Genomic DNA, 20977 nt, shown 5'->3' on the forward strand with positions numbered 1-20977 from the left:
CATTTCCTTCGTCATTGCGAAGCAGTATGCCCGCAATGACGGCACCAGTTTTAACCCTTATCCCTAAAAATAATACGTCCTTTGGTTAAGTCATAAGGAGTTAATTCCACTTTTACTTTATCGCCAGTAAGTATGCGAATATAATTTTTGCGCATACGGCCTGAAATGTGAGCCGTTACAATGTGGCCATTCTCCAGTTCTACGCGAAACATAGTGTTTGGTAGGGTGTCAATAACTGTACCCAGCATCTCAATGTGATCTTCTTTTGCCATGAGCCTCTCAAAAAAATAGTCCGAATAAATCGCAGATAGTGCACTAAATTGAGAAAAATGGCAATGGCGTATTGTTTAGTCACGAAAAAGATGTCCAAAGACCTTGGCGAGTGGGGTGTGCTAAGGCATTTTCTAAAAGATGTAGGAATTCCGGTCGATTAATGACCTCCGCACCAAGGCTTTGTAAGTGGGCTGTTGGTAATTGGCAATCAATGAAATCAAATTGCCAGGAAGCAAGAGTCCGGCAAAGGTAATACATAGCCATCTTTGAAGCATCCCGCTGACGATGGAACATTGATTCCCCAAAAAAAGCATGTCCAAGGTTGAGTCCATATAAACCACCCGCTAGACTGTTATCTGACCATATTTCAAAAGAATGTGCATACCCCAGGATATGAAGCTTCGTATAAGCTTCTTGCATTTCATCAGTAATCCACGTGTGGTTAATTCGGCCTTCCGCTCGTGCACAAGAAGAAATGACATCAGTGAAGGCTTTATCGATAGTGAATAAATGTGGCTTTTTCAGTGATTGTGCCAGGCTGCGGGATAACTTAAAGTGGTTTGGTTTTAAAATAAGCCTAGGGTTTGGCGACCACCAGAGGATAGGGCTCCCTGGTTCATACCATGGGAAAATACCGTGTTTATAGGCTGTTAATAGGCGCTGTGGCGATAGATCGCCACCTATAGCAACGAGGCCATGAGGATCACTTTGTTCTGGGTTCGGAAAGTCTAGATTATCCTTATTCAGCAATGTTGGAAGTGGGATAGTTATCTCCTTGTTACTTCAATGCTAGCCGAGTGTTGTTGTCGACCCAATTTTTCGGAGCTATTCAAATGTAGGCCAAACGCTCCACCCTTATGAGCATGAATCCAAATACTTTTCAGCATCTAAAGCAGCCATACAGCCAAAACCGGCCGAAGTAATCGCTTGTCGATAAACATGATCAGCAACATCGCCACACGCAAAAACACCAGGGATATTTGTTGCGGTTGCCATACCATTGAGACCGGAATTGATCATAAGATAACCGTCTTTCATTTCGAGCTGGCCTTTAAATAAAGCTGTATTTGGGTCATGGCCAATTGCAATAAAAACACCATCAAAACTAAGTTCTTGCGTGGTATGATCAAGTACACTTTGGACGCGTACCCCGGTGACTTTCATTCCGTCGCCAAGTACTTCGTCAACAACGTGATGCCAAAGTAACTTGATATTGCCTGTTTTTGCCTTTTCAAATAACTTATCTTGCAAGATTTTCTCAGAACGCAAGCTATCGCGGCGATGGATAAGGGTTACTGTGGAGGCAATGTTCGACAAATATAGGGCTTCTTCAACAGCGGTATTTCCGCCGCCAACAACACAAACCGCTTTATTGCGGTAAAAAAAACCATCACAAGTTGCACAAGCAGATACGCCGCGGCCTTGGTAGGCCTTTTCTGATTCTAAGCCCAAATAACGTGCTGAAGCACCGGTGGCAATGATTAAAGCATCGCAGGTATAAGTTTCGCTATCCCCTTGCAGCGTAAAAGGACGTTGCTGTAAATCAGCACTGACAATATGATCAAAGATAATTTTGGTCTCAAAGCGTTCGGCATGTTGTTGCATGCGCTCCATTAACACTGGCCCCAGCAGGCCTTCAACATCACCAGGCCAGTTATCGACGTCGGTTGTTGTGGTTAATTGACCACCAGGTTGCATACCGGTAATCAACACAGGATTCAAATTGGCGCGAGCAGCGTAAACAGCAGCAGTGTATCCAGCAGGGCCTGAGCCAAGAATTATCAAGCGATGGTGGTTGCTTTTGCCCATTATCTCTGCCTTCCTCATTAGTTATGTTAAGATTGCTGATATTATGACAAAATACCACACATTTAAATACCTATGGGAAAACATCAAGTGGGTAACCAGGCAAAAAATTCTAAGAAAAACTTGCCCCCTTTTCTGCTCAAACGAGTCAGCGAAGGGAGTTTTATCCTCATTACTGCTTGTGCTTTGTTTGTCTTGCTTTCCTTAAGTAGCTATGAATTAAGCGATCCGAGTTGGTCGCATGTGAGTAAAGCAAATACGGAAGTCGCCAATGCAGGAGGCCAAGTGGGTGCCTATATTGCTGACACGTTTTATTTCATGTTTGGTTATTTCGCTTTTCTTTTACCAATATGTATCGCTTATATTGCTTGGTTGGTTCTAAAAGATCATCGTGCCTTAAAAATGGTAAATAGACCTGCAATCGGGTTGCGGGCTAGCGGCTTAGTTTTTTCGATGATTGGTGGATGCGGCTTGTTAAGCTTAGAACCGCAAATTGAACCTTTGGATGCTTACCATAGTGCAGGCGGTGTTCTTGGAAAATTCGTTTCTGAAGGATTTGAATACGCGTTAAACATGCAGGGGGCAAACCTGCTTTTATTCGCTATTCTTTTAGTCGGTATAACACTGTTAACGGGTCTTTCATGGATTCTTGCAGTCGAATCGCTGGGTTCGTATGCTTTAGGTTTTTGCCATTGGAGCATACGGAATTTAATTGCCAGCTCTCGCCTGGTACGGGCAAAAATAAAACACATTAAGGGGCATGAACAGCCCAAAATTTTGGCCAAAGCAGAGCCGAAACTCCCTGGCATTAAGAAGGAAAGCGACGTTAAGCTTTCGAAAGAAAAACCGGTACCTATTTTAATGCCATCTGCAAACACCGAAACAGTTACTTCGGCTATTGCCCCAGCAATAATGCCAATGATTACGCCATCAGTAAATGCCCCTGTTGCACCTGCCTTGAAGCCACCGAAAGAAAGCGTAAAAGAAGTACGAGCATTGAAATCCTTGTCTCAAGCAGTAGGCAGCTTGCCATCCTTGAATCTTTTGGATAAAGGGCAGCCTGGGAAAGCGATGGGGGGATACACCCATCAGGAATTAGAGTCTTTATCACGTGAAGTTGAGCAGCATCTGCTCGATTTTGGGATTCAAGCAGACGTGGTTGCTGTCCATCCCGGACCGGTTATTACGCGTTTTGAATTGCAATTAGCAGCCGGTATTAAGGTATCAAAACTTTCCGCATTAGCAAAAGATTTGGCGCGTTCTTTATCAGTAACAAGCGTGCGGGTTGTCGAAGTAATTCCGGGGAAAACAGTAGTTGGCTTGGAATTGCCCAATCAGCATCGAGAAATGGTCCGTTTGTCAGAAGTACTCTCGGCAGATGTGTATCAGCAAGCCCATTCACCGCTTACGCTTGCGTTAGGGGTCGATATAGCGGGTCATCCCATGGTAGTTGATTTGGCAAAAATGCCGCATCTACTGGTTGCAGGAACAACGGGTTCAGGAAAATCTGTTGGTATTAACGCCATGATTTTAAGTCTTTTATTTAAGTCGACACCTCAAGAGGTTCGTCTGATCATGGTCGATCCTAAAATGCTTGAGTTATCCGTTTATGATGGCATCCCCCATCTTTTAACCCCTGTAGTCACTGACATGAAAGAAGCGGCATCTGCTTTACGTTGGTGCGTTGGAGAAATGGAGAGGCGTTACCGGTTGATGGCAGCCCTTGGGGTAAGAAATTTAGCGGGCTTCAATGCAAAAATTACAGAATCGGCAGCAAAAGGCGAGCCCTTACTCGATCCTTTATGGAAGGCGATTGATTCAATGAGTGAGAGCGCGCCAGAATTAAACACCTTACCTTACATCGTAGTTATCATTGATGAGTTGGCTGATATGATGATGGTGGTGGGTAAGAAAGTAGAGCAACTCATTGCCCGCATCGCACAAAAAGCGCGGGCAGCAGGCATCCATTTAATCCTAGCTACCCAACGGCCTTCGGTTGATGTATTGACGGGATTGATCAAATCTAACATACCGACGCGAATTTCCTTTCAGGTGTCTTCGAAAATTGATTCCCGTACTATTCTTGATCAACAAGGGGCTGAACAATTATTAGGTCATGGGGATATGCTGTATTTAGCCCCAGGAAGTGGCGCACCATTACGTGTGCATGGTGCTTTTGTGGATGATAAAGAGGTACACCGGATTGCAGATGATTGGCGTGCGCGTGGTGAACCTGAATACATCGACGAAATTACTAAAATTCTTAATGATACCGATGGTAGCGGGTTTGCTGACGAAGGAGGGCAGGATACAGAAGAAGCTGATCCGCTCTATGATCAAGCTGTGGAATTCGTCATCCAAACTAGGAAAGCAAGCATATCGGCGGTGCAACGCCGCTTAAAAATAGGCTATAACCGTGCAGCGCGTTTAATTGAAGAAATGGAACGAACCGGTATTGTAGGGCCTCTGGACGGAGGTTTTAGAGATGTATTGGTGTCTACAGTAACAGAGGATTAGAAATGAGAAAAATTGTCCTACTCGCATTAGTTGTCTTTGCTCATGCTGCTTTTTGTGAATCCGCGGCAGATACGTTACAAACTAAGCTCAATGCAATGCGTAGTTTAACTGCTACGTTTAAACAAATTGTTAAAACCAGAGAGCGGGAAATATCACGTTCCTCAGGTACTATGGCGTTAGAGCGCCCAGGGCGTTTTCGCTGGCAAACCAAAGACCCTATGGAGCAACTTGTTGTTGCTGACGGCCAAAAAATATGGGTTTACGATGTTGATTTGGAACAAGTGACTGTAAAAAAGCAGGACGCAAGCTTAGAAGGTACTGCCGCGTTGTTTTTGAGTGGTTACGACAACACGGTGACACGAGATTTCGAGGTTACTGAAAGTGTTTCAGGTACAAAGCAATCTTATGATTTGCGCTCCAAATCCAATAAAGCGAATTTCCAACGGCTAAAGTTGATCTTTAATCAAAACACATTGAGTACAATTGAAATGTTTGATCAATTAGGTCAACACACGATTGTGAGTTTATCTAATGTGAAATCTAATCCTAAAGTTGCAGCAAGCTTATTCCAGTTTAAGCCTCCTAAGGGTACAGATGTGGTTCAACAATGAGTCTATTTGACACGCAACCAAAGCCGCCACTTGCTGAATTATTACGACCAAAACACTGGGACGATGTAATTGGCCAAGATCATTTACTTGGTGAAGGGAAGGCATTACGGCTTGCCTTTGAATCAGGAAAACCCCATTCCATGATTTTATGGGGGCCACCTGGCACTGGTAAAACAACTCTGGCTCGGTTAAGCGCGAGTGCTTTTGATTGCGAATGGATTGCCCTCTCAGCTGTTTTTTCTGGAGTTAAAGATATTCGTGCAGCAGTTGAACAAGCAAAGCATTATCTTAGCCAACACAGACACACAATTTTGTTTATCGATGAAATTCATCGATTTAATAAATCTCAGCAGGATGCGTTACTTCCTTATACTGAATCTGGCTTAATTACGTTTATCGGCGCTACGACTGAAAATCCTTCTTTCGAAGTAAACTCAGCGCTACTTTCTCGGGCACAGGTCTATGTTTTAAAACCCTTAAATGAAGGGGATTTAAAACAATTAATAAAGCGTGCACAGGAGCAAGTTCTTGCTCATCTGCAGTTTGATGAAGAAGCAATAGGACATCTTGTGCATTATGCTGATGGTGATGCTCGCCGATTGCTCAACTTGTTAGAGCAGATTGACAATGTGGCACAGGCGCAAGGCCAAGCAAAGGTGACAGCGGATCTCATCCGGAATGCATTAAGTCCAGCTAGCCGCCGTTTTGACAAGGGGGGAGAGAATTTTTACGATCAAATCTCGGCTCTGCACAAATCAGTGCGTGGTTCTAGCCCTGATGCTGCACTTTATTGGCTATGCCGAATGCTTGATGGAGGGGTAGATCCGCTGTATCTTACACGTCGAATTATCCGAATGGCCTGGGAAGATATTGGTCTTGCTGATCCGAGGGCAATGCAACTTGCTAATGATGCTGCAGCGACTTATGAACGCCTAGGTTCCCCCGAGGGTGAGCTTGCATTGGGGCAAGCTGTCATTTATCTGGCCATGGCAGCGAAGAGTAATGCTGGTTATGTGGCATTTAACAAGGCAATGGCCTTTGTAAAACAGGATAAATCCCGGGAAGTTCCCATTCATTTGCGCAATGCGCCAACGAAATTAATGAAAGATCTCGGATATGGACATGCTTATCGTTATGCACATGATGAACCGTATGCCTATGCTGCCGGTGAAAGCTATCTTCCAGATGGAATGAAAGAACCAGATTGGTATGAGCCTGTTTCCAGAGGCTTGGAGGCTAAAATTGCCGAAAAGATGGCGTTTTTACGGAAATTGGATGAGGAAGCTGGCAAAAAATAAATATCAGTGGGCAAAATTAACCAAGCCCTCCATGAGTATGAGCAAGCGGATACAAGTACGCCCGTTCCTATTCGCTTCTTCAGTGATAGAGCAGCCCTATCAGGAAACGGCTCATCTTGCGAGAAAACCGAGCAAAAACTACTTGCATCAAACAGCGATTTTTACCATGTATTCTCGCAACCAATATTCAAAATCTGGTGTACCAAATCCAACATCGGGAACCTGAGCAATTCCCATCCTTACAGATGGCTTTGATCTCCTTTACCGTGCTTAATTTTGAGCAGCATGGATTCCAAAGTTAATCCAGGGCCAAAAGCACAGCTAAATATCATTTTGTTGTGACCGGTATGTGGTTTAATTTCATCCCAGATACTTTTTAAAACGAACAAGATCGTTGCAGAAGACATGTTGCCGAATTGGCGTAATACATCGTAAGAATATTTGATTTTTTGCTTTGAAATAGCCAAAGCTTCTTCACAAGCTTGCAGAATCTTAATTCCCCCTGGGTGAATTGCAAAAATATCTATCATTTCAGGGGTTAATTTTTTTTGGGCAATAAGGTTGTGAGTGAAGGCTGCTATCCCCGATTTAATGGCCTGGGGTACGTAAGAAGTAAGTACCATATCAAAACCATGATCACCAATGTGCCACGCCATTTCTTTTGTGCTTTGAGGAAGCAAATCACAATGAAAAGTCTCTAAGCTAAAATATTTTTCCTGCTGAGGCTCAGCTTCAACAAGCGCGCAGCTTGCACCGTCAGCAAAAATTGCATTCGATATAAGGTTATCCAAATCTTGTTTATGCTGAAGATGAATAGTGCATAATTCAACACAAACTACTAAAACTTTTGCATTTTTATCCGCTTTGCAAAAGGCATCGGCGGTTTTTATGCCGTTGAATGCTGCGTAGCATCCCATAAAATTAATTGCAGTGCGCTTGACATTTGCATTTAGATTCAATGTTTGAATAATCTCGATATCGATCCCAGGAGCATACATACCTGTGCAGCTAATCGTAATTAAATGGGTAATTTGCTGTCTGTTAAAACCGGGTCGATTGACTAGGCAGTTTTCTATTGCTGCTAGGGCTAAGTTAAGTGCGTTTTTACGATAAATCTCCATTCGGGCTGAGGTGCTAGGATAGCCCGCTGCTGGTGTATTAGGTATGAAGGTAAATTGATCTTTCGTTTCAATGGAATCAGCTAACACGCTATAGCGACTTTCAATTCCTGATGAATTGTAAATTGATTTGAGCAGCCTTTTTTTAACGAGATTGAGATTTAATAAATTAGCTAAAATCTCTGCAACATTCTTCTGATTGTATTTATAAGCAGGGTTAGCAGTACCGATTGCAGTAATTGCAGTTGTCATTATTTAATCCGTATCCTTGGTTATCGGGTTAACTAGTCGCTCATCTGATAAACACGCTTATTAGTTAAATCCCTCCTTAGCTCAGTTTAATTTTCTATCAATCTCTGTTTCTAATTTATTGCGCCCATTTGGGGTTATTTTTCGATACGCAAAAGCAATAAAAGGTGGAGTCACTGAAAGTAAAATAATGCCGTAAATGACGAGCGAGAAATTTTCTTTAATGAATGGTAATGAGCCTAAAAAATAGCCGAAACCGAGCAAGCTGCCAATCCAAAGCAGTGCGCTGGTGATATTGTAGAGGGAAAATTGATAAGTTCCCATATATCCTATCCCAGCTACAAAAGGGGCAAAGGTACGGATTATAGGAATAAAACGGGCAAGAATGATTGTCTTGCCACCGTGCTTTTCATAAAACTGATGGGTTTCAATTAAATGGTTTTTATTAAATAGCCAGGAAGTTTCGGCTGAAAAAATGCGCGGTCCAATTAAACGGCCGATAAAGTAATTTAATTGATTACCCAGTATCGATGCTCCGATAAGAAGGAAAAGAAGGAGCATGATGTGCAGTGGGGTAGTAGGCTGAGCGGCAATACTGCCTGCCACAAAAAGTAAAGAATCGCCTGGAAGAAAAGGGGTTACGACCAAACCTGTTTCACAAAAAATGATAAGGAATAAGACTAAATAGGTCCAAGTGCCATAAGTGGAAACAAAATTGAGTAAGTAATTATCGATATGTAAAATAAAGTTCAAAAAATGATGTAAATTTTCCATGAGCTGTTTTACTTTTTTAGTTGCGAAAGCTTATCTCTGTTTATAAATGATAGCAATGATTCCAGGCGATGGATATTGTTAAGTCAAAGATTGAATAAAATAATTTTGTAAAACAAATTGCAAAAAGAGTTATTTTGACAAAGAATGTGAGCAAAATGAGCAAATGAAACAGGAAAAGATAGATGTCATTCTATACGCTGGATTTAAGTAGTGGATCAATGGATTTTTTAGTCAACGAAATTAGAGGTATCCCTACTGACAATAATACGTTAATTCTTACGCAGTATCCGAATAATCATGATATTAATTTTGAAAGCTTGTTCACAGGGATGCCCGACTCGATTAAAGAAATTGATGTAACCCAACTGGATGACTGCAAAACGGTTGCACAAATTATCAAAAACTTACCCCCACATGTGACCAAATTTACTTTAAATCCAGCGAGTTTCCGCCAGCAGTCAACTGAAAAAATCTGTCAATTGTTAACTATGTTGAGTGCTACTCAAGTTAGTCATTTAAGCATAGAAGGGCCTGGTCTTGCAGCGGGGAATAAAGAAACCCAAGAAAAAATTATTAAAGCCATTCCACCCAATATCAATTTTCTTACTGTATCGAACCAAAACGTTACCCCCGCAAATTTCTTACCTTTTAGCGTGGGATTAAAATCTCTTCCGCCTCATCTAATTAACCTGGATTTGAGTCAGAATGATTTTGATAATTTGTCCTTAGAAGAGTTCCTTGTTTTCCTAAAGAATCTTCCTAGGCACATTCGATCGTTATCACTGAGTACAAATGGATTGAACAAATTCATTGCCCATATGGATAAAATTTGTGGTGCCCTTCCTCCATTGCTTGAGTTAGATGTTTCCAGCAATGAATTTCAAAGCACCGAGTTACCTAACTTTAGAAATCTAAGGGCATTGCAGCGCATTGATTTAAGAGGACATTGTTTCGAACTTACTATGGGTTACCCTGAGTTGTGCGATTTTTTCCGTCAGAGCCTTCATGAGACAGTCACTGCAGTGATGCTAGAAGCTAAGGTCACTGACCCCAATTTTAGTCAGCTCACGAATTATACTATTAATCCTCGGGATTTCACTTTTGAGGAGTATAAAAATACCAGTTTAGTCGAGACAAAAGCTCTTCAAGAAGAGCTTGTTGAAACGCTACCAATGCCTCAAGATACTCGACTTACTTTTGAACAATTTCAGGGGTATGTGGGTAGGGTTTTTCAAGAAGCCCATCAGAGGACAAGAAGCAAAGTGGACGATAAGGCGCCCAGTCATGCTCCTGGCTCTCCGTATTCTTTTTGAGTTCTTATCTCATACTATACAAAATCCGGGGTAGAAGTTACTGTCCCAATTTCATGATTCGATGCGTTTTCTTCATCTACATCGAGCCCTACTGCTTTTGCTTGCTCTATAACCAAACCATAAGTGGTTTCCGGCCCTCCAACATTACCGTATTTATCCGATATTCGTTGAATAAAACTTTCGTAACTTAGCATATAAGCCTTATCTGGTTCACCTGGGATGGATTCATTATAAGGATCCCTGAAGAAAACAAATGGCCTACCATCAATGAGTTTGACTTGATCAACAATCACGCAATGGGTCCATGTTGAGGCATGCAATGTGCCTTTTTTAAAGAAATAGACCTGGCGACTTGTTGTACTTTCTTGTGAGTGAAATTGAACGTTAGCCCTACCATGGAAACACATGCCGTATTTGCCTTGAAAAATGATTTGCCCATTTTCTCGCAGTGCCTGTTGTAAACCTTCAAATCCATCTTGAATAGTCCAATCTAGATTTTCGAAACCAAATTGCTGATCGAGTTTGTCCATTAAAGCAAAGAATGCCCATTTACCCCGAAGACAATCATCTGCCATGTTGTAAAATTTAATGGAGGTTGTCGATTTTCCCGATTGAAAATATTCTGTCTTTTTACGGATAAAATCAGGATGTTTGAAAATTTCAGTGATTGGATCAAAACTCAAGTGCTCCAAACCACGGGTACATTCTTCAAGCAAAGCCGAGTAATCCAGGGGTTGTGTCGCCATAATTTTTTTGATTTTTTTAAGGATTAATTCGTTTTTTCTTCCATTTATTTCTTTTAAATCCTCGCTTTTTTCTGCTTCTTTACCGTAGAAGATTCTTAATCTTTCACGCGAAGCAATCGTGCAAGTAACGCCTTCTTGTCCTTTGAGTGGTTTGACTGTGCCATCAGATTTTATTTTACCCTGATGAGATTTAACTAAAACGTTTTCTTTGGTATCTATGACTAATTGAACTTCACGTCTTGCTTTCATATTTATAAACACATTCTGATCATAATTTTGTATAGTTTAAATAAAAATTATTAAAGAAATATTACGTATAACTTAAGGAAATATTAAGGAAAAATTTTTAAGAACACCCCTGAAATAGAAGTGAGGGGGCTAAGCTTGGTTGACTTTAAATTGAACAAACAGTACGATGACGATATTTTTATCTGCAGGAGTGAAACATGAAGTATTACCGATTGCAGCGCATCAAGGACAAATTTAATTGTCCTTCCCCCGAAAAGATAGCTTCTATTTCTTATTTAGACATTTCTGGAAACCAATTAAGGGAATTATCAGCCTCAGAATTTAGCAAATTTTTAAGTCATTTTGATCATCCATTGGATACGCTTGATTTAGGAGGAAACGAATTCGGCAGAGGTAATCTTAGAAATTTTAACCTGGGCAATTTGCCAAAAGCCCGGAATTTGGATTTATCAGGTAATGAATTGGCTCATAAAACAGCGAATGAGGTTGCTGAATTTTTGGGCACTATTTCAGTAGGGGTTGATTCAGTAAATTTAAGTGTTAATCAATTCAATCGATACAGTGCCGATGAGCTAATTACCATTTTATCCGCTTTACCTAAAACCGTGACCAAGATGAATTTAAGCGGTAACAATTTAGGGAATATGGATACGGGGGAACTGATTAAATTTTTAAGTAAGATTCCTGAACACATTGTTGAACTTGATTTATGTTGGAATAATTTTGAACGAAAAAAAATCGACGAGCAAGTGAGAGTTTTATCCGCTATTCCACCATCTGTTAAGGCGCTAAAAACTAGTATAAAAATTAGTAATGCCGTCGATCAATCCTTCTTTTCTCTAATAAAAGCACATCTTAAAGCGACATTAACATCTCTTTCAATTCATTGGGCTAATTTACAGCAGGTGTCGACTGTTCAAGTCAGGGAAGCACTCAGTCAATTACCTCCAAACTTGGAACTTCGTTTTGATAGCCATCACTTTGGTGATGCAAAACAAGCGATAATAGAGAAATTATGCGAAGCTTTGCCCGATAATATTAGGCATTTTTACTTAAGTAATGATGAAGTTGTTGAGCCGTCAACTGTGTGGGCAGAGTTACTGACTAGGAAAGTACAAGAAGTTGTGGCCAGGGAAGGAAGCCAAGGTGTCAATTTTGAACAAGTTACTTTACCAGTAAACATTAATCAAGGGTTATTCAATAGGCTAATTAAATGGTATGAGAAAAAAAATGATGGATTATCTCTACTAATTTGTGGTCTCTTAGCACAAGGTAAAATTGCTTCGTATAATTGGGGAAGTGACAGATGGGCAACGACTGAAAAAAGAATGCATGATGCATTGTCTTTTTATTTTAGAGCCGGAACTGTGGATCCAAACCTTAGATCTGTTGTCGAGTTTCTGGTTTGGGAGATTAAAACGACAACACTTTTTGATTCCGTGAAAAACAGATTAAGGCAAGCCTATTGGGCTCCTTCAGAAAAACATGTTCCTTCTTACAGCATTTTCGGCAAAAAAGCACCGCCTCCTGTTGTTCCTTTGGTGGATGACAGTTGTTGGTTATATGATAAAAAGGTTAATCTCTAAAATTTTGAGTTACTAAAGGATAGCGATGCCCAATGCAATCAGGGTTAAAAAAGCCATTCATTTTTTCATCGCAATTACTATGCTGGGCACTGCTGTAGCTGAAACAAATTTCTCTTCCCGCACAGAAAACAAATTATATCAATTAGAACAAATGAATCGATTTTTAGGGGAAGTAATTGTTTTTACTGAAGTAGATCAAAATAAATTGCCGCCGCCTTATGATTTCCTACTTACCCAACATCTCATGACTATGGGTGTAGAGCAGTATTATCACCGTACTCCGCAAATACGAGCAATCCATGTTTTAAAAAATGCAAAAGCAAATACTTATTCACGGGTGATTACGATGTTGGTTGATCGGGATCACGCTCGTAATAACGTCAAAATGGCGCAAGTGAAAAAAGATGCACTTGTCGTGGAATTAGCTTTTATCACAATCAATTTCAACGCATTACCTGAAAAGATAGTAAGCGCTGTGCTAAACACTCAAATTCCTTTCGGGAAGCTTTTAGCAACACACAAGATAGAAACATTGAACGATGATCGGCATTATTTTGCAGTACAGTGCAATGAAGTAATCACAAAATATATTCCGTGTGGGAAGAATGCTATTATCTATGGGCGTACCAATACAATAATAAGGAAAAAGGATAAACAATGGCTTGCTAAAGTCGTTGAAATTTTATCGGGCGCGAAATGCAAAGATGAGAATTGCCAACAGATATAGACTAATTATCTGATTATATTTATATTTTAATTTTAGGTTCTATCAAAAGCATTTAAGGCCAATATTATGCAGTGTACGGAAGTACCTTTGAAAAAGACACAGGTTGAAGTGAATTTGCCAGAACGCGATATGCTGGCAAGTTTACCTTGTGGCTTGGTTGTGCTTAATGCCCAAGGTTATATTCTTTGGTTAAACCCTGCTGCAGAGGGCTTACTCGGTACCGGGTTGAAAGGGATCGCTTGGCGGCAAGTCATTCATACGGCTTTCTCTCCGCGAGAGGACGATGGCCATGAAGTCTCTTTAACTGATGGACGCCGAGTCCATGTGGCTATTTCCTCCCTCAATAGTTTACCCGGGCAATTAGTCACATTGACCGATTTGACTGCAACTCGAGCTTATGAACAAGCAAGAGCGCACAAAGGGCGGTTAGCAGCCATCGGAAGAATGACAGCGCAATTGGCCCATCAAATTAGAACCCCGCTGTCCTCAGCAATATTATACACTGAGCATTTAGCCAATTTATCTTATAATGACACCCGCTACACTCAATGGATAATGAAATTGCAAGGTTGTCATGCCAGTATTGAGAAACAGATTCGTGATCTTTTACTGTTTGCTAAAGGTGAATCACTCGAATCTGTCCCAACCTCGATGCAGGATTGGTGTGAGCAATTGATGGAAAGAGCACAACCATTGGTTCAAGCCGCATCAGCCCAACTCGTGATTGAAAACCAACTCAAAGCGGATGTGGTAGCGCTACATCGTGAATCTTTGATTGGAGCCGTGTTAAATTTAATTATTAATGCTTTGCAAGCTCAAGCAAATTGCATTAGCCTGATTGTTAAGGGAAATGAGCAGGAAGGGGTGCAACTAAGAATTACCGATGATGGGGTAGGTATGTCAGAGGAAGTTAAGGCACAAGCGTTTTCTCCTTTCTTTACAACAAAAGCCCAAGGGACAGGTTTAGGTTTAGCTGTAGTTTACGCAGTAGTAAAAGCACACGGTGGAGAGGTTTTATTAGATTCTTCGTCAGGTAAAGGGAGTTGTATCACGATTAATCTACCAGGATAATTGGGTAAAAGACCCATGGATTTTATGGGTAAATTTAGGATAATGAATATTTGAACAAAGGACTTGGTTATGAGTGATGTATTAATTGTTGAAGACGATCCCGTTTTACGCGAAGCACTTGCAGAAACAATGAATCTTGCGGGGCATTCTTATTTGGCAGCAAAGGATGGTAAAGAAGCGCTTGCTATGCTTGAACGCCATAGTCCTGCAATTGTCTTAAGCGATATCCGCATGGATAAAATGGACGGCCAGCAGTTACTTGCTGAAATACAGCGGCGTAATCCGGGTGTACCTGTCATTTTAATGACAGCGCACGGTTCAGTTGAAGATGCAGTCGCTGCTATGCGCCACGGTGCAGTGGATTATCTCCAAAAGCCTTTCAGTGCCCATGCGTTGACTGAAAAAATAAACCGCTACATCAAGCCTGCTTTAACCGACGATGATAGCCAACCAGTGGCACAAGATCCAAAAAGCCAAGCTTTGCTGTCGATGGCATTGAAAGTGGCTCAATCCGACGTGGGAGTCATGATCAGTGGTGAAAGCGGTACTGGTAAGGAAGTGCTAGCTCATTTTATTCATGATCATTCACCACGCAAAAATCATCCTTTCATTGCAATCAATTGCGCTGCGATTCCTGAACAAATGCTGGAAGCAACCTTATTTGGCTATGAGAAAGGGGCATTCACAGGTGCGTATAAATCGACTCCTGGAAAGTTTGAACAGGCTCAAGGAGGCACGTTATTGCTCGACGAAGTAAGCGAAATGAGCTTAGCTTTGCAGGCTAAATTATTGCGGGTGTTGCAAGAGAAAGAAGTGGAAAGGATTGGAGCTAATAAACTCATTAATCTTGATGTTCGAGTTTTAGCGACATCGAACAGAAAATTACTTGAAGAGGTGAAAGCAGGCCGTTTCCGCGAGGATTTATATTATCGGTTAAATGTGTTCCCGTTACACTGGTTACCCTTGCGTGAGCGGGTTTGCGATATTATTCCTTTAGCAAATTATTTGATACGGCGGCATTGTCAGAATCACTATCCTTTAATTCCCGCGCTGAGTGAGGAGGCTAAGCTTGCCCTTTTAGAATATAGCTGGCCGGGTAATGCGCGTGAGTTGGATAATGTGGTGCAGCGCGCTTTAGTTTTACAGACCAACGGTATTATTGAAGTGTCCCATCTCCAGCTTCCTTCGGAGGAAATGGAAGATGCTGAAGAAAAAACAAACAAACCCCTGAGTCATATGGGTAGTAAAAATAAAGAAGAGTGTAAGAATGACGGCAAAAGTTTGCAAAATCATGAATTTGATTTGATTGAACAAACGCTGAAAGAGCATCATGGAAATCGCCAACAAGTGGCTGCAATGCTCGGAATTAGCGAACGTACTTTACGTTATAAATTGGCAAAAATGCGAAAAGAAGGGTATGCAGTTTAACGTTAAGCTGCTGAATATTTTTGTAAGGAAGCATATGAGCGAAGTTAATACCGTATCTTTATTAAATCAAATGCGCTTAATGGCAGCTAAGGCTGAAGGTTCAAGTGTTGAGTTTAATGCAATGCAGGAGCCTTTTGGTGAGGTTTTGCAACGGGCGCTAGGAGATGTGAACCAATTGCATCAATCCGCGGACGCATTAAAGAGCCGCTATGAACTTGGAGATCCAAGTGTGAGTATTGGAGAGGTCATGATTGCAACGCAAAAGGCAAATTTAGGCTTTGAAGCTGTCTTACGAGTTCGCAATAAATTAGTTGATGTTTATCAAGATATTATGAATATGTCGATTTAATGGGAAATGAATTAATAAAATTGGCGTACAAAAGCACTGGACTTCGTCGTTTGCGGTTTAATTCGCGGAATCCAGCGACCCCTCGATGAATGGATCCCGCGCACAAGTTGCTGGACGTCGAAACGAGATAGGCGTGGGTAATTACCTCGTTGAGTTGGATTTTTAGTTACAGGAGTAAATCATGGCATTGGTTGACAATGCTTCAACTGCGGCTGCAAGGTTTGCTGAGTTATCTGTTCCTAGGCAAATAGGCCTATTGGCAGGATTGGCCGCCAGCGTTGCTATTGGTGTGGCGGTGGTCTTATGGTCTCGGGAACCAAATTATCTGCCTTTGTACTATGAAATCAATTCACGTGATGCAGCTGAGGTTGTTGATCTTTTGCAACGTAATCACATACCGTTCAAAATAGATAAAAATCAAGGCCAAATTTTGGTAACTGCCGATGAGATTCAAGATGCACGGATGAAGTTAGCTAAAGAAGGATTGCCGCGTGGAAATGGTACTGGCTATGAATTGTTCGCTGATAAAAGCACCTTTAATACCAGCCAATTTATGGAGAATGCGCGTTATAAACAAGCTTTAGAAACTGAATTAGCACGGACTATCAGCCAATTTCATGACATAAAATCAGCTCGGGTTCATCTGGCGATTCCACGCGAATCGGCGTTCGTAAGAGATAATCGTGAACCAAGTGCCTCAGTTTTCATCGATGTCTACTCAGGAGTTGAGTTAAAAAAACAAACCATTGCTTCCATTATTAACCTCGTTGCTTCGAGTATTCCTAATCTTTCGGCTAGCAGGGTCACGGTTGTTGATCAAAATGGCCAATTGCTAAGTGAGGGTGGCGGACAAACTTTATTTACCAATACCGAGCGGTTTATGGATTACCGTCAGATGCTTGAACAGCAATACGTGCAAAAAATCCAAGATATTTTAACGCCGCTTTTAGGCTATGGCCGAGTAAGGGCAAAAGTGGCAGCGGACATTGATTTTACTTCTTTCGAGCAAACTCAAGAAAGTTATAATCCAGAGCTTCCTTCGCTCCGTAGTGAACAAAAGGTAGAGGAAAAACGCACTTCTGGAAGTTCGGCTTCGGGTGTTCCAGGTTCGTTATCAAATACACCGCCTGCCAATGCGGCTTTGCAGCAATCTAAAAATAATGCCCCTGCACGTGGAGCACAAGGTGCGAATCAAGGAAATCAAGCAAGAAATCAGCAAGCGAACGCCGCTAAAAGCAATACGGAATCAAGTGATTATCGCACGCAGAGTACGCGTAATTTTGAGTTGGATAAAACGATAAGTCATACCAAAAATCAACCTGGTACGATAAAGCGCCTCACCGTTGCTGTATTAGTGGATGATAAGCAGGTGATTGATCCTAAAACAAAAAAAATGATTGCTAAACCCCTCACGCCTCCCGAACTGCAACAAGTTAAATTACTCGTCGCGGATGCCATTGGACTCAATCCAAATCGCGGCGATAGCATCAATGTGGTGAATAGTCATTTTGTGAAGCCTGATCCTATTCCCGCATTACCGGAACTTCACTTTTGGCAAAAGGACTCGTTCTGGTCGATAATTAAACAAACTGGTGCTGCATTATTTATACTGGGACTTATTTTTGGTCTCTTTAGGCCTTTATTTAGAAATTTAGCTGGTGTGAATGAAGTTAAGGAAGAAGAGCAGATAGGTGAGCTAACTTACAAAGCTCAGGACATGCTGCCCCACGCCAGCGACTATGAATCCCAATTGGCATTACTGCGCCAAGTGGTTGATAAGGAGCCGAAACGGGTTGCGCAAGTTGTTAAAACTTGGGTTGAGCGGGGATAATTTATGGATGGAATCGAACGTGCCGCTATTTTGTTATTAGGGATGGGGGAAAAAAATGCTGCCGAAGTACTCAAACACCTTGAGCCTCGGCAAGTACAAAAAGTGGGGATGGCTATCTCCACGATGAGTAGTGTCAGTAAGGCAAAAATGCAAGGTGTACTCGGGGAGTTTTTAAACGCCATTGAAGATCAAACCAGCCTTACCGTTGATGCCGAAAATTATCTACGCACCATTTTGATCAATGCGCTGGGAGAGGAAAATGCGATTCCTTTCATTGATCGGATTTTAGTATCCGATAAGGACAGTGGCTTAAATCGTCTTAAGTGGCTAGATGCCCGTTTGATTGCAGATGTCATCCGGAATGAACACCCACAAATTATTGCAACAATATTGATTCATCTCGACAGTGAGCAATCGGCCGAGGTAGTCAGCTATTTTTCCTCTGAGAAGCGAGCAGAGGTCTTATTACGCATGTGTACAATTGACACCGTTAAGCCAGAAGCCATTTCCGAGCTCGGGCATGTTATTGAAAAACAACTAAGCGGCCAAAAGGTGGGAAAAATTGCTTCTGTCGGCGGAATTAAAAGCGTGGCTGATGTGATTAACTTTCTTGAAGGGTCTATTGAAACGGAAGTATTGGATAAAATTAATCAATGGGATGAAGAGCTCTGTAATAAAATTAAAGACAAAATGTTTGTATTTGAGAATTTGGTGGATATGGATAACCGCAGCGTCCAAATTCTGTTGCGTGATGTTTCTACGGAACAGTTGATGCTGGCTTTAAAAGGCACCACTGAGCCGGTAAAAGAAAAAATTTTCGGGAATATGTCTAAACGAGCCGCAGATTTGTTGCGAGATGATTTAGAAATGCAAGGCCCTGTCAAAGTCAGTGAAGTTGAGAAGGCCCAACGTGATATTTTGGCAATCGCGCGAAGCCTTGCTGAAGAAGGCAAGATTGCTTTGGGTACTAAAGGTGGAGACGAAATGATTTGATGGGAAGTGGGAGCTCAAAGTGGATAATCCTGATTTTCAACCGCTGTATGAAGAAAAAGATAAAGAATCTTTTAGTATCTGGGATATTAAAAGTCCTGAACCTGAAATAACTGAATCGATTGATTCCGAAGAAGAACTCGCTAAAGAGTGCGAATTTATCCGGGAAGAGGCCAAGAAAGCTGGCTACCAGGAAGGTTTGCAGCAAGCAGCTTCGCATGTTCAAAAGAAACAACAAGAGTTGGCACATTGGCTTGATCTTCTCCAGCATCCTGCTAAATTGCTTGATAATGAATTAAACCAAGAAATCGTTCAAACCATTTTATGGATTTGCGAGGTTTGCATCGGTGTTGAGCTCTCTATACACCCGGAAAAATTATTGACTCTAATTGATGTCATCAAACCAGAGTTGCCCTTGTTGCAAGGTAAGAAACAACTTCTTCTGAATCCAGAAGATGCGGATTACCTCATGAATGAGCTTAAGCCTTCCGGTGATTCCGAGTTAATCCAATTTATTATTCCCGATCCCTCTCTGGCCCGCGGTGATTTTTATTTAAAAAGCGACTTTAGCGATTTAGACGGTAGGGTAAAGACGCGTCTTAAGAATTTACTTAAATCGTATCTACAAAACGATAACCACGATGATATGGACTCAGAATGAAGGCCTATCCATCGCAATTGTATGCGACACTAAAAACAATACGCAGTAAACCGGATTTGGGGTTAATCAGTTGTGGCCGAGTGAGTCGTGCTATTGGTTTAACACTGGAAGCACGCGGTTTTCATCAGCCCGTCGGGGCACGTTGTTGGGTAAAAATCAATAACAAAAAACACGTCGAAGCCGAAGTAGTAGGGTTTGATGATGAAAATGCCTACCTCATGTCAATAGGGCATACACAAGGGATCGCTCCAGGGATGCTGATTATACCTAGTGGTCGTATTGCCCAAGTGAATGTAGGTAATGCCTTACTTGGCCGGGTGCTGAATGGTGCTGGTCAAGTGATCGACGACGGCGGGTCGTTAAAAACTGAAGAAACATATCCCTTAACTAGCCACCCCTTCAACCCGCTCAAACGGGCAACAATTAGTACACCTATGGATGTAGGGATCAGGGCGATTAATGGACTGTTAACGGTTGGGCGTGGACAACGGATAGGTTTATTTGCGGGTTCAGGTGTAGGGAAATCAGTATTGCTTAGCATGATGACACGATTTACTGCCGCGGATTTAGTTGTTGTCGGTTTAATCGGTGAGCGTGGGAGAGAAGTCAAAGAATTTATTGAAAGCAATTTAGGAAAGGAAGGTTTAAAGAGGGCAGTCGTCATAGCCGCACCCGCTGATGAGAGTCCCTTGATGCGTTTACATGGTGCAATGGTGGCAACTAGCATAGCTGAATATTTTCGTGACCGAGGGAAACATGTGCTCCTGCTTATGGATTCCTTAACGCGATTTGCTCAAGCACAACGTGAAATTGGGTTATCCATAGGCGAACCACCAGCAACAAAAGGCTATCCTCCATCCGTTTTTGCCAAGTTGCCTCAACTGGTAGAACGAGCAGGAAATGGTAAACCGGGAACTGGCTCGATAACAGCTTTTTACACGGTTCTTACTGAAGGGGATGATCAGCAAGATCCGATTGCGGATGCGGCGCGGGCTATTCTTGATGGGCATATTGTGTTGAGCAGAGAGTTGGCTGAGTCGGGTCAATTTCCGGCCATTGATATTGAGTCATCCATAAGTCGAGTCATGCCTGCAATTGTTCCCGAATCACAGATGAAAGAAATGCTATTGTTAAAAAAATATCTTTCTATTTATGAAAAAAACAAAGATCTGATATTACTTGGTGCCTATACGAAGGGCAATGATAAACAGCTGGATAAAGCAATCGCTTGTAGGGAAAAGATCAGGGAATATATCATCCAGGATATGAATGAAAAGGTGGATTATGAGACCAGCATTACCTTACTTAATCAACTTGCAAAGACTGTTGAACAGTATTAAAATTGTCCCCTTTTGTCAAGTTTTGAACCTGATCAGGGAT

At 41.7% G+C, this 20977-nt stretch carries 19 protein-coding genes; 13 read left to right on the top strand and 6 right to left on the bottom strand.

Annotated features, from left to right (window positions below; genetic code table 11):
- Positions 1 to 50: 50 nt before the first annotated feature.
- The 3 genes from infA to trxB all read right to left on the bottom strand — a co-directional run bounded on the left by infA (position 51) and on the right by trxB (position 2082).
- On the bottom strand, positions 51 to 272 hold the full coding sequence (infA, locus tag LMI_RS05185; RefSeq protein ID WP_045098844.1) for a translation initiation factor IF-1: 222 nt from the start codon (positions 270 to 272) through the stop codon (positions 51 to 53).
- Between the two features lie 79 nt (positions 273 to 351).
- The gene (aat, locus tag LMI_RS05190) at positions 352 to 1023 is read right to left on the bottom strand and encodes a leucyl/phenylalanyl-tRNA--protein transferase (protein ID WP_416419540.1); all 672 of its coding nucleotides are present in this window, start codon (positions 1021 to 1023) and stop codon (positions 352 to 354) included.
- Positions 1024 to 1128: 105 nt separating this feature from the next.
- Complete coding sequence (gene trxB / locus LMI_RS05195; RefSeq protein ID WP_045098845.1) at positions 1129 to 2082, bottom strand: thioredoxin-disulfide reductase; 954 nt, start codon at positions 2080 to 2082, stop codon at positions 1129 to 1131.
- A gap of 72 nt (positions 2083 to 2154) precedes the next feature.
- Between trxB and LMI_RS05200 the strand changes: the two genes are divergently transcribed.
- Genes LMI_RS05200 through LMI_RS05210 form a run of 3 tightly spaced genes read left to right on the top strand, consistent with a single transcriptional unit; the run spans position 2155 to position 6505 of the window.
- On the top strand, positions 2155 to 4596 hold the full coding sequence (locus tag LMI_RS05200; protein WP_045098846.1) for a DNA translocase FtsK: 2442 nt from the start codon (positions 2155 to 2157) through the stop codon (positions 4594 to 4596).
- 2 nt (positions 4597 to 4598) lie between these two features.
- On the top strand, positions 4599 to 5207 hold the full coding sequence (lolA, locus tag LMI_RS05205) for an outer membrane lipoprotein periplasmic chaperone LolA (protein WP_045098847.1): 609 nt from the start codon (positions 4599 to 4601) through the stop codon (positions 5205 to 5207).
- Entirely contained in the window at positions 5204 to 6505 is a 1302-nt protein-coding gene (locus LMI_RS05210; RefSeq protein WP_045098848.1) for a replication-associated recombination protein A, read from the top strand. The genes lolA and LMI_RS05210 overlap by 4 nt, the downstream gene beginning before the upstream one ends.
- A gap of 239 nt (positions 6506 to 6744) precedes the next feature.
- Here LMI_RS05210 and LMI_RS05215 read toward each other — a convergent pair whose 3' ends face one another.
- Both LMI_RS05215 and LMI_RS05220 read right to left on the bottom strand, forming a co-directional pair.
- Complete coding sequence (locus tag LMI_RS05215) at positions 6745 to 7875, bottom strand: type III polyketide synthase (protein ID WP_045098849.1); 1131 nt, start codon at positions 7873 to 7875, stop codon at positions 6745 to 6747.
- Positions 7876 to 7956: 81 nt separating this feature from the next.
- Positions 7957 to 8646 carry a DedA family protein gene (locus LMI_RS05220; RefSeq protein WP_045098850.1) on the bottom strand — a complete coding sequence of 230 codons (690 nt, stop codon included), beginning with the start codon at positions 8644 to 8646 and terminating at the stop codon, positions 7957 to 7959.
- Positions 8647 to 8828: 182 nt separating this feature from the next.
- Between LMI_RS05220 and LMI_RS05225 the strand changes: the two genes are divergently transcribed.
- Complete coding sequence (locus LMI_RS05225) at positions 8829 to 9959, top strand: leucine-rich repeat domain-containing protein (RefSeq protein ID WP_045098851.1); 1131 nt, start codon at positions 8829 to 8831, stop codon at positions 9957 to 9959.
- Positions 9960 to 9973: 14 nt separating this feature from the next.
- On the opposite strand, the gene LMI_RS05230 is transcribed toward LMI_RS05225, so the two are convergent.
- The gene (locus tag LMI_RS05230; protein WP_045098852.1) at positions 9974 to 10954 is read right to left on the bottom strand and encodes a hypothetical protein; all 981 of its coding nucleotides are present in this window, start codon (positions 10952 to 10954) and stop codon (positions 9974 to 9976) included.
- Between the two features lie 197 nt (positions 10955 to 11151).
- Between LMI_RS05230 and LMI_RS05235 the strand changes: the two genes are divergently transcribed.
- The 9 genes from LMI_RS05235 to fliI all read left to right on the top strand — a co-directional run bounded on the left by LMI_RS05235 (position 11152) and on the right by fliI (position 20937).
- Positions 11152 to 12540 (top strand): leucine-rich repeat domain-containing protein, encoded by a 1389-nt coding sequence (locus LMI_RS05235; RefSeq protein WP_045098853.1) that lies wholly within the window; start codon positions 11152 to 11154, stop codon positions 12538 to 12540.
- 25 nt (positions 12541 to 12565) lie between these two features.
- Entirely contained in the window at positions 12566 to 13267 is a 702-nt protein-coding gene (locus LMI_RS05240) for a hypothetical protein (RefSeq protein WP_074454203.1), read from the top strand.
- Between the two features lie 66 nt (positions 13268 to 13333).
- Positions 13334 to 14338 (top strand): sensor histidine kinase, encoded by a 1005-nt coding sequence (locus tag LMI_RS05245; RefSeq protein ID WP_045098854.1) that lies wholly within the window; start codon positions 13334 to 13336, stop codon positions 14336 to 14338.
- A 69-nt stretch (positions 14339 to 14407) separates the two neighbouring features.
- Positions 14408 to 15766, top strand: coding sequence for a sigma-54-dependent transcriptional regulator (locus tag LMI_RS05250; RefSeq protein WP_045098855.1), 1359 nt, complete (start codon positions 14408 to 14410; stop codon positions 15764 to 15766).
- Positions 15767 to 15800: 34 nt separating this feature from the next.
- The gene (gene fliE, locus LMI_RS05255) at positions 15801 to 16115 is read left to right on the top strand and encodes a flagellar hook-basal body complex protein FliE (RefSeq protein WP_045100585.1); all 315 of its coding nucleotides are present in this window, start codon (positions 15801 to 15803) and stop codon (positions 16113 to 16115) included.
- A gap of 181 nt (positions 16116 to 16296) precedes the next feature.
- Entirely contained in the window at positions 16297 to 17946 is a 1650-nt protein-coding gene (fliF, locus tag LMI_RS05260) for a flagellar basal-body MS-ring/collar protein FliF (protein WP_045098856.1), read from the top strand.
- A 3-nt stretch (positions 17947 to 17949) separates the two neighbouring features.
- Positions 17950 to 18939 (top strand): flagellar motor switch protein FliG, encoded by a 990-nt coding sequence (gene fliG, locus LMI_RS05265; RefSeq protein WP_045098857.1) that lies wholly within the window; start codon positions 17950 to 17952, stop codon positions 18937 to 18939.
- A 19-nt stretch (positions 18940 to 18958) separates the two neighbouring features.
- On the top strand, positions 18959 to 19597 hold the full coding sequence (locus LMI_RS05270; protein ID WP_045098858.1) for a FliH/SctL family protein: 639 nt from the start codon (positions 18959 to 18961) through the stop codon (positions 19595 to 19597).
- On the top strand, positions 19594 to 20937 hold the full coding sequence (gene fliI, locus LMI_RS05275) for a flagellar protein export ATPase FliI (RefSeq protein ID WP_045098859.1): 1344 nt from the start codon (positions 19594 to 19596) through the stop codon (positions 20935 to 20937). Before LMI_RS05270 ends, fliI begins: the two co-directional genes overlap by 4 nt.
- The last annotated feature ends 40 nt before the right edge of the window (positions 20938 to 20977 follow it).

Source organism: Legionella micdadei (genome assembly GCF_000953635.1).
Taxonomy (GTDB): Bacteria; Pseudomonadota; Gammaproteobacteria; order Legionellales; family Legionellaceae; genus Tatlockia; species Tatlockia micdadei.

What these genes read in the sequence shown, in the direction of transcription:
- LMI_RS05240 (WP_074454203.1), top strand. Translation starts at nt 12,566, where the DNA reads ATGCCCAATGCAATCAGGGTTAAAAAAGCCATTCATTTTTTCATCGCA.
- LMI_RS05210 (WP_045098848.1), top strand. Translation starts at nt 5,204, where the DNA reads ATGAGTCTATTTGACACGCAACCAAAGCCGCCACTTGCTGAATTATTA.
- LMI_RS05230 (WP_045098852.1), bottom strand. Translation starts at nt 10,954, where the DNA reads ATGAAAGCAAGACGTGAAGTTCAATTAGTCATAGATACCAAAGAAAAC.
- LMI_RS05245 (WP_045098854.1), top strand. Translation starts at nt 13,334, where the DNA reads ATGCAGTGTACGGAAGTACCTTTGAAAAAGACACAGGTTGAAGTGAAT.
- fliG (WP_045098857.1), top strand. Translation starts at nt 17,950, where the DNA reads ATGGATGGAATCGAACGTGCCGCTATTTTGTTATTAGGGATGGGGGAA.
- LMI_RS05200 (WP_045098846.1), top strand. Translation starts at nt 2,155, where the DNA reads ATGGGAAAACATCAAGTGGGTAACCAGGCAAAAAATTCTAAGAAAAAC.
- infA (WP_045098844.1), bottom strand. Translation starts at nt 272, where the DNA reads ATGGCAAAAGAAGATCACATTGAGATGCTGGGTACAGTTATTGACACC.
- LMI_RS05225 (WP_045098851.1), top strand. Translation starts at nt 8,829, where the DNA reads ATGTCATTCTATACGCTGGATTTAAGTAGTGGATCAATGGATTTTTTA.
- LMI_RS05250 (WP_045098855.1), top strand. Translation starts at nt 14,408, where the DNA reads ATGAGTGATGTATTAATTGTTGAAGACGATCCCGTTTTACGCGAAGCA.
- fliF (WP_045098856.1), top strand. Translation starts at nt 16,297, where the DNA reads ATGGCATTGGTTGACAATGCTTCAACTGCGGCTGCAAGGTTTGCTGAG.
- lolA (WP_045098847.1), top strand. Translation starts at nt 4,599, where the DNA reads ATGAGAAAAATTGTCCTACTCGCATTAGTTGTCTTTGCTCATGCTGCT.
- LMI_RS05215 (WP_045098849.1), bottom strand. Translation starts at nt 7,875, where the DNA reads ATGACAACTGCAATTACTGCAATCGGTACTGCTAACCCTGCTTATAAA.
- fliE (WP_045100585.1), top strand. Translation starts at nt 15,801, where the DNA reads ATGAGCGAAGTTAATACCGTATCTTTATTAAATCAAATGCGCTTAATG.
- LMI_RS05220 (WP_045098850.1), bottom strand. Translation starts at nt 8,646, where the DNA reads ATGGAAAATTTACATCATTTTTTGAACTTTATTTTACATATCGATAAT.
- fliI (WP_045098859.1), top strand. Translation starts at nt 19,594, where the DNA reads ATGAAGGCCTATCCATCGCAATTGTATGCGACACTAAAAACAATACGC.
- LMI_RS05235 (WP_045098853.1), top strand. Translation starts at nt 11,152, where the DNA reads ATGAAGTATTACCGATTGCAGCGCATCAAGGACAAATTTAATTGTCCT.
- trxB (WP_045098845.1), bottom strand. Translation starts at nt 2,082, where the DNA reads ATGGGCAAAAGCAACCACCATCGCTTGATAATTCTTGGCTCAGGCCCT.